11 protein-coding genes are annotated in these 13621 nt (G+C 42.0%); 4 read left to right on the forward strand and 7 right to left on the reverse strand.

All coding sequences use genetic code 11. The features are described from left to right. Nucleotides 1–2 precede the first annotated feature (2 nt). The 4 genes from J4N23_RS11005 to tgt all read right to left on the reverse strand — a co-directional run bounded on the left by J4N23_RS11005 (nt 3) and on the right by tgt (nt 6718). Complete coding sequence (locus J4N23_RS11005) at nt 3–2834, reverse strand: hypothetical protein (protein WP_207427259.1); 2832 nt, start codon at nt 2832–2834, stop codon at nt 3–5. Between the two features lie 739 nt (nt 2835–3573). Continuing rightward, nucleotides 3574–4488 (reverse strand): DMT family transporter, encoded by a 915-nt coding sequence (locus J4N23_RS11010; protein ID WP_207427261.1) that lies wholly within the window; start codon nt 4486–4488, stop codon nt 3574–3576. Between the two features lie 4 nt (nt 4489–4492). Then, nucleotides 4493–5584 carry an LptF/LptG family permease gene (locus J4N23_RS11015; protein ID WP_207427262.1) on the reverse strand — a complete coding sequence of 364 codons (1092 nt, stop codon included), beginning with the start codon at nt 5582–5584 and terminating at the stop codon, nt 4493–4495. A 3-nt stretch (nt 5585–5587) separates the two neighbouring features. Next, a complete protein-coding gene (tgt, locus tag J4N23_RS11020; protein ID WP_207427264.1) occupies nt 5588–6718 on the reverse strand; it encodes a tRNA guanosine(34) transglycosylase Tgt in 1131 nt (376 codons plus the stop codon). A gap of 90 nt (nt 6719–6808) precedes the next feature. On the opposite strand from tgt, the gene J4N23_RS11025 reads away from it, so the two are divergent. From J4N23_RS11025 to dprA, 4 genes are all read left to right on the forward strand, one after another. Further along, nucleotides 6809–7948, forward strand: a complete 1140-nt coding sequence (locus J4N23_RS11025; protein ID WP_242689193.1) for a glycosyltransferase — start codon at nt 6809–6811, stop codon at nt 7946–7948. After that, nucleotides 7939–8553: an RNA polymerase sigma factor gene (locus J4N23_RS11030; protein WP_207427266.1), complete on the forward strand. Its 615-nt coding sequence runs from the start codon at nt 7939–7941 to the stop codon at nt 8551–8553. Before J4N23_RS11025 ends, J4N23_RS11030 begins: the two co-directional genes overlap by 10 nt. Beyond that, nucleotides 8543–9175 carry a 16S rRNA (guanine(527)-N(7))-methyltransferase RsmG gene (rsmG, locus tag J4N23_RS11035; protein ID WP_207427268.1) on the forward strand — a complete coding sequence of 211 codons (633 nt, stop codon included), beginning with the start codon at nt 8543–8545 and terminating at the stop codon, nt 9173–9175. Before J4N23_RS11030 ends, rsmG begins: the two co-directional genes overlap by 11 nt. A 125-nt stretch (nt 9176–9300) precedes the next feature. After that, a complete protein-coding gene (dprA, locus tag J4N23_RS11040) occupies nt 9301–10392 on the forward strand; it encodes a DNA-processing protein DprA (RefSeq protein WP_207427269.1) in 1092 nt (363 codons plus the stop codon). Here dprA and J4N23_RS11045 read toward each other — a convergent pair. The 3 genes from J4N23_RS11045 to J4N23_RS11055 all read right to left on the reverse strand — a co-directional run bounded on the left by J4N23_RS11045 (nt 10377) and on the right by J4N23_RS11055 (nt 13620). After that, nucleotides 10377–10889 carry a histidine phosphatase family protein gene (locus tag J4N23_RS11045; RefSeq protein WP_207427270.1) on the reverse strand — a complete coding sequence of 171 codons (513 nt, stop codon included), beginning with the start codon at nt 10887–10889 and terminating at the stop codon, nt 10377–10379. The two genes, dprA and J4N23_RS11045, sit on opposite strands and share 16 nt — an antisense overlap. Nucleotides 10890–10976: 87 nt before the next feature. Then, a complete protein-coding gene (locus J4N23_RS11050) occupies nt 10977–11942 on the reverse strand; it encodes a glycosyltransferase family 9 protein (protein ID WP_207427272.1) in 966 nt (321 codons plus the stop codon). A 1-nt stretch (nt 11943) separates the two neighbouring features. Continuing rightward, nucleotides 11944–13620, reverse strand: a complete 1677-nt coding sequence (locus tag J4N23_RS11055; RefSeq protein ID WP_207427273.1) for a DNA polymerase/3'-5' exonuclease PolX — start codon at nt 13618–13620, stop codon at nt 11944–11946. Nucleotide 13621: the final 1 nt, after the last annotated feature.

The following is a 13621-nucleotide window of genomic DNA, read 5'->3' on the forward strand; positions in this document are numbered from 1 at the left end:
AATCAGAAATTATAGGTTGCCAGAAACTCGAATATAGGTTTTTGTATTGATTTTTCATTTAGGAAAATAATTCTTCCTCCGATGTCGAAGTTGGGAAGGTAAAAGCGCAACAGGTTCATGTCCGCTCGCAGCTCTGCTCCAAAGGACCTGATGTAATTGCTTTGATTGAACTCGATATTCTCGAAGTCGGCGAAGAATCCTCCCTTGAAGCGTTTAATGTAGGCGAGGGGGCCTAGTTCCCAATCGGGATAGAGTATGGGAAATCGATAATCGAGCAGGAAGGTGTTAAATGCTTTTTCTCGCGTTGTCAGGAAGCTGTACCCGGTTACCTGCGGAATGTCGGTGATGCGATAAGCCCTGTTGCCCGTGCGCCAGTTGAAGGAAGCCTGAAGTGAATGGTTTCTGAAGGGGGCAGGGAAGAAAAAATTAGATTGTAGCGCCAGCATTTCGCCGGGGATGCGATCTTCAAATGGAAGGTGACGGTAGGTTAGTGAGATACTTTGACCCCAGCGAGGGGCCAGGTCTTGAGCAGCGCGTCTGTTGTTCCGGCTAGCATTGATTTGGTAGAAGACCGGGAACTCAACGGAGCCAGGAAGATTGGGAAATGGTTTGTCGATATTATACTTGTTACTGTAGCTGGTGCCAGTACGGAAGCGAACCGTATAGGTGTTATTGAATTTGTTGAAAACAAGGGGAACGGAAACCTCGGCGGTGTACTCGTTTTCCCGCCACGTGACAGGCTGCGGGATCCCAGTTCTGTAGATGAGATTGGGCCGGTTGACGTAGCTCAAGGAGAAGATAGGGAGATACCGCTTGAAGTCGAAGCCGGCAAAATATTCACTCTTTTTTAAACTATTGTTGAACTGATACCCGGCGTAAAAGCTAAGCGTGTTTAGCAGATTGTCTGACTGGAGTTGAACCCCATATTTGTAATCGTCCCGCTCCTGTTCAATTAAAGGAATTGCACTGTGAAAATAAAATAGATTGTTGATGTCGCGAAAAGGCTTCGACGCATATTTTTTGTTGGGAACGTTTTCAAAAATATTCCCGTGCCCCTCCTGTTCTACTAACGGCTCTGCGTAATTCACAAACGTATTCTCAATCCTGTCGGCGCTCACGCCAGCGTCAGGGCTCCACTTAATGGCAGAGATATCGTAGCCCTCGGGGGCATAGTAGTTGAACAGAAGCCGATTGGAGCCGCTATCGAAGGAAGGGTTTACAGCTGCTGTTTTTGCAGAGGTAATTTGAAAGACTTTCCGGGTAGCTGGCTCTAGGCGATACAAGTTGTCGATCCCATTATAATGTCCCTTAAAAACTATCTGATCTCCGGCATATATCGGCTTATTGATCTCCTGGAGCTGAAGGGGAGTTAGTTGTTTAAACCCGCCGTTTTTCTGATCTAATTCGTAGAGCATCTTTCCGGTGTTGGCAATGGCTACAAAGACAATTTTGTTGCCTTCGGGATTATAGCTCGGCATCTGAGCCATGTAATTGTTAGGACTGCGATATCTGTTAATTTCTCGTCCGTTGACGGCGCTTAATTCTACTATAGAAATCTCATTCGCGTACGATACTTCTATCGTTATAATTCTTTCGCCGTCTGGCGAAAGAGCTGGAGCAAAGAGCCGCGTTTTGTGAGTAAGCTGCCGGGCTCGGCCACTCTCAAAATCATAGACATTAATTACGTTAAAGGATCGCTGTAGATAACGTGCGTCGTAGCGAAACTCATCCCATACAATTTTTCCTGCCGCATAGTGAAACCACGGATTTTCCTGCAAGCCAACGTCTATAATTTTCCTCGTTCTTCCTGACGAAGACAGCAGGTTAATCGAAGGAGTTTGGGCTTTGCTGCTTAGTAGGTAAAGGACGCCTTCGGCTGAAAATGCTTGGGGATGGTTTAGACTTTCAGGAGTGTTGTCTGCCCTTTTATTTAGCGGAGTGTAATTTGTCTCATCAACTCTTTCCAACTGATCAGTCCATAGTTGTTTTAATTCGGATACCGTGGAGTCATGGAGCTGTTCAGAATTAACTCCACTTACTAATTTGATGGAGTTGCTGAGGTTGTATGGTCGAAAGGGGAGGCGTGCTACTCGGGACAAGATACTGTCCATTACGTGCGCACCGTGATCTCTTTTTAGTTTCGATGTCATAAAGAATCCAAGCTGATAATAGCCCGGAGTAAAGTCTTTAAGAGAGCCTAAAAAATTCTTGGAGTAGCTAAAATTTCGGTCGAATAAAGTATTTGTTCTAAATGTAATAAACCATTCAGGAATACGTCCTCTTCCGCCTTTTGTAAGAGCCGTTTCAATGCCTACTGCGTCACCTTCAAAAAACCAGGGTGGCAGGTTAATTCCGAAGATTGATAACGCTAACGATTCGAAAAAAGGCCTGCTTAACTTGCCTGACAATTTGTCGAATTGAACTACGTGTCGGAGTTCATGTACGGCCAGACTGTTGAGCCAATTTTGGTAATCAAAGTTCTGAGATGGTGTGGTAAAAAACTCAGACCGTCGAGGAGCAAGCTGAACAAAACCGTTAGAAGTAATTCCTTGATTTTGCAATATGATTGATATTTTTTTCGGTTGTATTTTCAGCGACGAAGCTACTTTTTTAATTATGTCATCAAGAACATTGGCCATTCTATTTGCTTCATTTTCAAACTGAGTAGGATAGATGATTTGAAAATTTTCGGTGTTGATTTGCCGAAATTTTATTGTTGATGGGTTTTGATTAGCAGAGAATACTTGTCCAAGTGCTGATCCGGAAGTTTTAATTAATATTATCGCTAGTACAACGCTTATAATTAGTTGTTTATTTACTTTTATCTTGCACATTTTCTGTGTATGCTAATTATTTTAGTAAGATTCGGGTTTGTTAAGTATATTTATGTGAATTTGCACTTTTGTTATTTTACTTAAAGTCTTGATATTTCGAATTTTATGAATTTAGTTTTTATTTGGGATTCTTTCTTTTGTCTTATTCAATTTACGATTATTTCCGTAAAACTTATAACTTTTTGTGTTATTAATCTTTAATGAAATCTTCCAGATTCATCACCCGCAATATTCTCTTTTTTTAGTTTTAAAATGGTGTGTTATTCCGGATAATAGTAGAATAGATGAAGTGATTAACGGGGTGGTTATTTTCGGTCGTTTGACAGATTATAGTGTATTATTTATATTTCTGTACCGCTTTGGTGTTCCATTTTCATTTGCTTGTTTTTTTCGATTATCGGCTTCAATCTGGGCCAATTTGAGATGGACATGTCTCTGGTATTTTTACTAGATTATTTGGTTTTCATCGGTTATTTTTAGATGTCATAATGGCATTTTCTATATGGTATGGGTGCTTGTGTTTTCCTTAAAACACTTCGATCTAAAGCGGTTAACCTGATTGAATTTCTAGGTCTATTAATTGCTGTTTCGGCTATTTTTTGGACTGCTTAGGTTTGGCTAGAATTAGGAGTTGTGATGGTATGTATACTAGTATTTAGGTTCGTATTAAGGCCGTTTGTTGATTGCTAAATTGTTCTATTTAGTATATGTTTTTACATCATATCTTAACAATATCGCTTTATTTATCTGCAGTTTGTTTTTCCCTTTTTCGGCTTTCTACTTTGGCTTTCGCAAAGGGATATAGGAAAATTGCGACTAGTATAATCAATGAACCGAGGTAGAAGCCTCCACTCATATGTTCACTTTTTCTGAAGAACAGGAAGGCCAGGACAATGCCATACAAGGGCTCGAGATTGGTGATTAAAGCTACTCTAAAAGCCGATAGTTCTTTCATCACCGATACCCCTGCAACATAGGCAACGGAAGTGCATATTGTTCCAAGAATTAAAAGGTAGGTTAGGTCGCTTGTATTCAGATTCATGTCGCTATTAAATCCGTTGGTAGAAATGAGATAAAGCGATATCCATACCCAGGCTCCAAGTAGTTCATAGAAGCTGATAAGTGGAGCGGGGCGGTTCTTTATTTGCTTTGAATTGATAATCGAAAATATGCTTGCACAAAGCGCGCTTACCAGACCAGTAACAATCCCTTCAGTATATTGACTCTCGAATTCGAAGATAAGGTAGATGCCACTGATGATCATAACTCCTACCAAAATCTCCACAGCTGATATGCGTTTCCGATAAAAGATCGGCTCTAGGATTGCGGTAAAAAGCGTAAGAGAGGAAAGGCAAATAAGCGTGACGGAAACGGTCGAAACTTTAATAGAATAGAAAAATAGGATCCAGTGTGCTCCAACGATTGCACCGGTGAAAAATAGCTTGAGGAATGCCTCGGTGCTTACCGTTATTCTCGTTTTCGTATAGCGAAAGTATAGATACAGCGTAATGAACGCAATCAGAACCCGGTACCAAACCAGATGAATTGCGGAGACCGAAATAAGTGCACCCAGGATGCCCGTGAATCCCCAAACGAAAACTGTTACATGAAGGATAAGTGTGTTTCTGTTAACTTGCTTTAAGCTTTTTTTCATTATGCTACTTTGGTGCTTTTACCACGAGGTAAACACCTAAAGCGCCAAAAATGATGTTTGGAATAAACACCGCAACAAGAGGGGGAAGTCCTCCTTTCAAGGAGAACATATTGGAAAATTGAATGAGAAGAATGTAGGCAAAGCTTAGGAATATTCCTATTCCTAAGGGAAGTCCGATACCTCCACGTACCTTGCGAGAGGATAAAGAAACGCCCATCAACGTGAGTACAAATGCTGAGAGCGGGTAAACATATCGCTTGTATTTTTCTAGTAAGAGGCGTTCTAATTCGCCCGTCCCGCGGATTTTTTCTTTCTCAATTCGGGTATTCAGTTCGCGCATGTTCATCGCTTCCTGGTTGTTGTCGTAGATTTCGAAATCCGACGGTTTTAAGTCCAGAGGAAGAACTTTCTTGGTTCCGTAGTCCATCGACTCCTTCAAGCCGTTTACTCTCCTTACAGAGTAATTTTCGATGTTCCACTTTCTTTTAACAGAGTCCCAGGCAAGTCTTTCAGCCATGGTTTTCTCAACCAGCTCATCTCCGTTAAACTTTTCCAGAGAGAACTTATATCCTACCTTCTGATTGTTGTCAAAATTCTCAACGTACACATAGCTGCCTTTGTCCAACTGCATGTGTGTATACATTTTGGTGTTGTCCGCTTTAGGGTTTATGTAGGTGTTTTCGAAATTAATTTTAAGCTCGTTTGTCTCGGGAATGATAAACAGATTAAATATGAGCGTGATCAAAAAAATGATGAAGGAGGCCACAAAGTAGGGTCGGAGGAACCTAGTGAAGCTCACGCCGCCGCTCAAAATCGGTACTATTTCCGTCTGATCCGCCATCTTAGCTGTAAAAAAGATCACCGCAATAAAGTTGATTAATGGGGAAAGAAAGTTGAGGTAAAATGGCAGGAATCCGGCATAGTATTGAAACACAATCTTCGACAGAGGAGCGTTGTGTTTCAAAAAGTCGTCCAGCTTCTCAGAAACGTCGAAAATGATGATGATCACCGAGAATATTACAATGGTAAACAAAAAAGTACCAAGGTATTTTCGGATGATGTACCAGTCAATGAGTTTTATGAAGCCGCCAAACATATTTTATAAACGCTGCGAAAGCTGTTTTACCATTTTATTTTTCCAGTCATAAAAGTCTCCGGCAATAATTCTATCCCTTGCTTCAGCAACTAACCAAAGATAAAAATGCAGATTATGTAGCGTGGCAATTTGCGCTCCCAAGATTTCTTTAGAGGTAATCAAGTGGCGTAAATATGCCTTTGAATACTGTATATCCGAAAAAAGGTCACTATCAGCTTCAATCGGAGAAAAATCGTTTTTCCATTTTTCATTCCGGATGTTGATGATGCCGTTTTTTGTAAATAACATCCCATTCCGGGCATTACGCGTCGGCATCACACAATCAAACATATCCACTCCCAGAGCAATATTCTCCAGAATATTTGCAGGAGTTCCTACACCCATTAAATAACGCGGTTTGCTTTCCGGTAATATATCACACACAACTTCCGTCATTGCATACATTTCCTCCGCTGGTTCTCCAACCGATAATCCTCCAATCGCGTTACCCTCTCGCTCGAAGGAAGCAATGACTTCGGCAGACTTTATTCGCAGGTCTTTATATACCGATCCCTGTACAATTGGAAACAGAGTTTGTGAGTAGCCGTATTTCGGCTCTGTACTGTCAAAGCGCTCGCAACATCTTTTTAGCCATCGGTGAGTCATCTCAATCGACTTCCGGGCATAGATATAGTCACATGGATAAGGCGTGCACTCGTCGAATGCCATGATAATATCGGCTCCAATGGTTCGCTGAACATCCATTACACTTTCAGGAGTAAATAAATGCTTTGAACCGTCTATGTGGGAGCGAAAGGTAACGCCTTCCTCTTTGATCTTTCGTACTTCAGACAGGGAATATACCTGATAACCACCGCTGTCTGTTAAAATTGGGCCATTCCAATTGTTGAATTTATGAAGCCCGCCAGCTCGCTCAATCGTGTCTAACCCTGGGCGGAGATATAAGTGGTAGGTATTTCCTAATATTATTTGCGCTTTTATATCTTCTTTCAGCTCTCGCTGATGGACTGCTTTTACTGATGCAGCTGTACCAACTGGCATAAAAATAGGTGTTTTTATAACCCCATGGTCGGTAGTAATCTCCCCTGCTCTGGCTTTAGAAAGTTTGTCTGAAGCTTCTAATTTAAATTTCATTCTAAGTGTGCAAAAGTAGCAAAAATAAGACGCCCTTTCCCCTTAAAATATTGCCGTACTGTTAAAAAATGTTCTTTAAAAATCAGACCTTTGCAGCTCCTAAAAGCTAAAGACTTGACCGACTATTTTTTTGTAGCTGCCTTTGTGCTGTTCCAGGTGGCCTTTTTAGTGCAGTTATACTATATTCTTGTCATTCAAAGAGGCTTGAGAAGCTATAAAGGCAAAACTGAAAACACCCTCTGTCATCCTGTTTCTGTGATTATCTGCGCAAGGAATGAGGAACGGAACCTTCAGGAGAACTTACCCATGATTCTTGAGCAGGACTATCCTGAATTCGAAGTCGTGGTGGTTAACGATTGTTCTCTGGACGAGTCCGACCAGGTGCTGCGAGCGTTTGCTCAAAAGTATCCGCATTTAAAAGTGGTGACGCTCACCGAACATAGCCGATTTAAGCATGGGAAGAAATTTGCCGTAACAATTGGCATCAAGGCAGCTAAACACGAGCAATTGCTTTTTACTGATGCTGACTGTAAACCTGCCAGCAAGAGTTGGATTAACAGGATGCAGCAAAACTTCAGCGGAGGTATTGAAATTGTGCTGGGGTATTCGCCTTACCAAAAAGAAGCTGGCTTTTTAAACGCGTTGATTCGTTTCGAAACTTTCTATACTGCGTTAAACTATCTCTCCTTCGCATTGGCTGGCAGACCTTACATGGGTGTAGGGCGAAATATGGCCTACAAAAAGTCGCTGTTTTTTAAGGGGAAGGGTTTTGCTTCTCACATGCATATCCCTTCCGGGGATGACGACCTCTTTGTCAATCAGAACGCTACAGCAACAAACACCGCCATTGAAATTCATCCCGAAACTCACGTCTGGACTGAGCCTAAACGAAGTTTCTCATCGTACTTCCGCCAAAAAGTGAGGCATATGGGAGCAGGCAAGGCCTATAAAACTTCGGATAAGTATTCCCTTAGCGTTCAAACAGCCTCCGCCCTGCTGTTTTATCTCATGTTGATGCTCCTTGTAGTGTTAAATGCACAGTGGTGGCTGCTGGTATCTATTTATCTAATCAGACTCTCTGTGCAGGCAATTATTTATTATCCTGTATTCAAGAAACTTAGTTACAAAGATTTAATTTGGCTGCTTCCGGCATTGGATTTGATTTATAATTTTTATATACTCGTCCTAAGCATAATTTCTTTATTTAAGAAAAAAGTTGAATGGAAGTAAATCCCAATTTTTCAGCAAATGCATTAAATGACTTCAACCTTGTAGGGAAAGCCAAAGAGGGAGACCAGAAGGCATACGCCGAGTTGATGCAGCGATACAAGGACTCGATCTATTTTATGGCTTTGAAGATGGTGAACAATAAGGATGATGCCATGGACCTTACTGTTGAGACTTTCGGAAAAGCTTTTGAAAACATAGAAAAATATAAGCCGGATTTTGCTTTTAGCACCTGGCTGTTTCGGATTGCAACCAACAATTGCATCGATTTCATCAGAAAGAAAAGGGTGAGTATGGTATCTATCAATTCAATGGTAGATGAGGAAGGAGACGATCGCCCGCTGCAGATTAAATCGGATACTTTAAATCCTGAGGAAACGTCTATTAAAAAGCAACAGCAGGAACAGTTGAAAATTATTGTAGATAAGTTGCCTCTCCGCTATAAAACTCTGATAATTCTGCGTTACTTTGAGGAGCAATCGTATGAGGAGATTGCTCAGCAGCTTGACCTGCCCTTGGGAACAGTGAAAGCACAGTTGTTTCGGGCTAGAGATCTGCTGTCAAACATTCTAAATAGAAGGAAGAAAATCCCAGGAAGTGACTTCTGATATCATCTTTAAATATTTTCCCAATCTTACAGATTCTCAGAAAGAGCAGTTCAATCAGCTCGAGGAGCTATACAAATTTTGGAACGCGCAAATCAATGTCATTTCCCGCAAGGATATAGACAGTCTTTACCTGCGCCACATTCTTCACTCGCTGGGTATAGCAAAAGTGCTAGAATTCGTTCCCGGGGAAAAAGTAATGGATGTGGGTACAGGAGGAGGCTTTCCGGGTATCCCTTTAGCTATTTTATTTCCCGAAACGGATTTTCATTTGGTTGACTCGATTGGGAAAAAGATAAAAGTAGTGAGTGAGGTTTCTTCTGCCATTGGTCTCAAAAATCTTCGGGCTTCTCACGCCCGCGCAGAGCAGATTGATGAAAAATTCAACTTTATCATTTCAAGAGCAGTTACCCAACTCAAAGATTTCTATCCATGGGTAAGAGGCAAGTTTGAGAAAAAGCCATTGAACAAGCTGCCCAACGGTGTTCTATATCTTAAAGGGGGAGATTTGGAACAAGAGTTAAAGGACTCAAAGCTGAAGGATATCGAACTGTACAATCTCTCTTCCTATTTCGAAGAAGAGTTTTTTGACACAAAATACGTCGTGTACTTTCCCGCCCAATAAGAGGTCATTTTTAATATTTCCTTGTCCTCTAAATTTGGACTTCGTTCCTGCCGTCTTAACAGAACTACTGTAAAAGCGTGCATAAAGTTTTTAATCTACTGTCGTTTTTCGATATTTAGATTTCTATGTCGCTACTACATAAAATAGCCCTAACCTTAATTCCTGGCGTCGGTTCGATAAACTCCCGATTACTTTTGAAGCATTTTGGCACACCTGAAGATGTGTTTTCTGCTAGTATAGCTCAGTTAACCGCCATTCCTTGTATAGGAGAAAAAACAGCGAGGAGTATTCAACAAAAGGATTTTTTCGCTCGTGCAGAAAAAGAACTTGATTTTATAGATAGATATAAGATTAACGTTTTCTATTATGATGATGAGGAATATCCCAAACGTTTACGGAACTGCAGCGATGCGCCGCTACTGCTCTATTACAAGGGGAGTACAGAATTGAACAAGCAAAAAGTGGTAAGTATCGTAGGTACACGAAATGCGACATCTTACGGAAAAGAACTTACGCAGCAACTGGTGGAAGATTTAAAATCGCAGAACGTGCTCGTTGTTAGCGGTCTGGCTCATGGCATCGACGGTATCGCCCACAAAGCTTGTTTGAAGAATGAGGTGAGCACCATCGGGGTCGTCGGACACGGACTGGATCGAATTTACCCGGCCCAACACCGGAGCCTGGCTGAAAAAATGCTTGCCAACGGAGGTTTACTTACGGAGTTTCCTTCAGAAACGGTACCGGATCGGGAGAATTTTCCAAAAAGGAATCGAATCGTAGCCGGCATGTCTGATGCCACCATCATTGTTGAGGCAAGTATAACGGGCGGAGCTTTGATAACAGCGGAACTGGCCAACTCCTACAATCGAGATGTTTTTGCCTATCCGGGAAGAATTAATGATGAGTATTCAGCAGGCTGTAATCATCTAATCAAAACAAACAGGGCTAATTTAATCACGGGGATCAAAGATCTGGGGTATCTTCTTGGCTGGGATTTAAACAGATCAGATCAGCCGAAGCAAGCTACTTTAAGTCTAAATCTTACGGATGACGAACGTGTAGTGGTTGATGTGCTCTCGGATCAGAGAGTCTTAGCCATTGACGACCTTATGCTGGCAACAGGCTGGCCGCAGAGTAGACTCGCGGTGACTATTCTTGCCCTGGAAATGCAAGGGATAATACTAAGCTTGCCTGGAAAGACTTACAAGCTTGCCTGATTTTCTTCCGGGTTTTTAGGGAAATCATACATTTTTTTAACTCCGGTGCCGTAGCTGATCAGGCTCCAATCGTCAAACGGAAATTCGATAAGCAACATGCCGCAAGTCGGAATGTTATAAATGTCACTATCACTTAGGCTGACAGCAAGCGTAGTTAGCCCAGGGTTGTGGCCGAACAAAGCGACAAAGTCGTGTTTGTTATCCAGTTTGTTTAGTACCTCCAGCAGGTCTGAAGCCGAAGCCTCATATATTTTTTGCTCTCTCTGAATTTCTTTTTCGCTGAAACCAAGGATGTCAGCAAAGTACTTAGCTGTGGTAATGGCCCTCACTGCGGGACTGCTCACCAGGTGCTGTGGGATGAGGTGTTTTTTTAGCAGTCGTTTTGCCATCTCAGGTGCATTCGCCTGTCCCCGCTTATTCAGAGGTCGTTCAAAATCAGGCTGCTGAGGGTTCTCCCAATCGGATTTTGCGTGGCGGACAAGTAGAATTTGTTTCATAAGCAGTAAATTCTTCGACCCTGATCGGCCGTATTTCAAATATAGAATTGTCTTTTGTTTCTGTTGATAAAATATGAAATGACCTTCTTAAATACTTTGCGCTTTTTCAGCTATGTCAACCGCACGGTGTTCATTCATACACTTGAAGTGCCCCAAGGGACATTTCTTGTACCCAATTTTCGAGCAAGGTCGGCATTTCAAGCCGTTCACTTCAAAAAGGGAATGTCTATCTACTTTGTACGGATACATGCCCAGCTCAGGCACCGTGTTTCCCCAAACAGACACGATTGGCTTATTGAAAGCGGATGCAATGTGCATGAGGCCGGTATCATGAGTGATTACACTATCGGCCATTTTTACAATATAAGAGGACTCTTCTAATGAAAACTTTCCGCAGCCATTAAATACATGGCTGCCGACCAGTTTTGCTATTTCTTCTCCATTTATATGGTCGTCTTTCCCTCCTAAAAGCACTATCGGCCGGGTCATCGCCTTGCAAATTTCCACAAGCTTTGGCAAGGGAAGACGCTTAGTTGCGTGCTGTGCGCCAATGACCAATGCGATATAGTTGTGGTGTGTAGCTGGTAGAAGTTTTTCTAGCTGATGTTCATTCTCAAAGAAGAAATCCAGTCCTTTTCCATCGTTTTTTACTCCAAGAAAAGCTACAGCCTCCAAGTAACGGTCAACGATGTGCTTCTCCGGCATTCTGTCGATCTTCAAATTAACCAACAACCATTTCTCAATATTCAATTTATTGAAGGAAGACGACTTTACCCCCAATCTGAACTTAAGTACTTTGGTTCGAACGTTATTGTGGAGGTCGATAACGTAGTCAAATTCTTCTTTCCTTAGCTCTTCGATGGTAGCTGATAGCGTCTTTTCCAGGACATGAAGCTTGTCGATATACGGATTGGCATTTAAAACCGATTTAAAGGTACTTTTAGTAAGAAAGTGGACTTCAGCCTCTGGTATTTGCTGCTTTAGGCATCGAACAACAGGGCTCGTGAGGACGATATCACCAATAGAGCTAAAACGAATAACTAGAATTTTCAAGTTAGTTGCCGCCTTTCTTTTGTTTAAAACGAGCTTCGATATCCGTAACGTTTAATGCATTGAGACAGTTTGCGGCCGTTAGGCCCCCTTTTCGAGCTACATTCACTCCATAGCGGGTATCCAAAAATCCCGGAAGGCTATGTGCATCAGGATTTATTGATAACATAACTCCTTTTTCCTGGGCGTATTGATGCCAACGCCAATCCAAATCCAAACGAAGAGGATTGGAGTTTATTTCAATAACGACCTGGTTAGCTGCACAGGCATCTATTACTTTCCTGAAATCCACTGGATAACCGTTTCGGGTTAAAAGCATACGGCCAGTTGGATGTCCTAGAATAGTGGTGTGCGGATTTTCGATTGCTGAAATTAGTCTGTTTGTTGCCTTTTCTTCAGTCATTTTGAACATAGAGTGGATAGAGGCGATCACAAAATCAAAAGTAGCAAGGATTTCATCTGGATAGTCAAGTGAGCCGTCGAATAGAATGTCCGATTCAATTCCCTTAAAAATCCGAAAATTATCCAGCTTCGCGTTGAGTCGATCAATTTCTTCGTGTTGAGCAAGTATCTGTTCTGCTTTTAAACCCTTCGCGTAGAAAGCTGACTGTGAGTGGTCGCTAATTCCCATGTATTCGAGTTTAAGCTGATCCCGGCAATAGATCGCCATTTCTTCAAGGGAGTGCATGCCATCACTCCAGGTACTATGACAATGCAGCGTTCCTTTCAAATCTCTCCACTCTATCAATTCAGGAAGCTTCCCACTTGCCGCCAATTCAAACTCGTTTAAACCTTCGCGAAGTTCGGGTTCTATGTATGGGAGGGAGGCTGCCTTATAAATCTCTTCCTCAGTTGCAACAGGAAGGTAAGGAGAGGGTAGTCTTTCCAGTAATTGCGTCCAATGCTTTTCAGATGCGGTTAGTCTGGCTAAGTGAAAGCCTAACTCCTCCTTTTCGCAGAAGTTAATGATGATTTTTATACCGGTAGTATGTTCCGCTTGTATGCAATCGTCGTCTTGAGATGTTATATTGATGGAAGAAATAGCCTTTAGTTTGGATATCGCTTCCGATAAACGTCCTACCACCAGAAGATCCAGTCCGTCAATTATTTCGCACTTCCGTCTAAAATCTCCTGTAAAGGAAACTGAAGTTTCGGGTAGGGCCTGAGTCAGCTCCTCATACACTGATTGCGCTACCTCCTGCACCTGCGCATACAGAAATCTTCCATTACTTGCTATCTTAAACTCAATAGCTTTTTTTATTTCCTCCTGGGTTTTCAGTCCAAACCCCTTCGCCTCAATCAAACGATTTTCATTGCATGCATAGAAAAGTTCTCCGACGCTGTTGATGCCCAGATCCTTCCATATAACGTTCACCTTTTTAGGCCCTACACCTTTTATTCCGAGTATTTCAACCACTCCTTCTGGTGTTTCAGCCATCAGCTCTTCTAGTTCTTGCATGGTGCCAGTTTCTAAAAGCTCAGCGATCTTCGCAGCAGTGCTTTTTCCAATACTATCGATCTGCTCAATTTCCTTGATCTGTTTTTTGGCTATGGGATAGGGCAGTTTTCCAATTTTATAGGCAGCTGCTGCTAGCGACTTTGCCTTGAACTGGTTGATTTCGTGCAACTCAATAAGCTGACTGAGCAAATTTAGCTTTTTGGAGACGGCTTTATTATCCATG

Source organism: Pedobacter sp. SYSU D00535 (genome assembly GCF_017355855.1).
Lineage (GTDB): Bacteria > Bacteroidota > Bacteroidia > Sphingobacteriales > Sphingobacteriaceae > Desertivirga.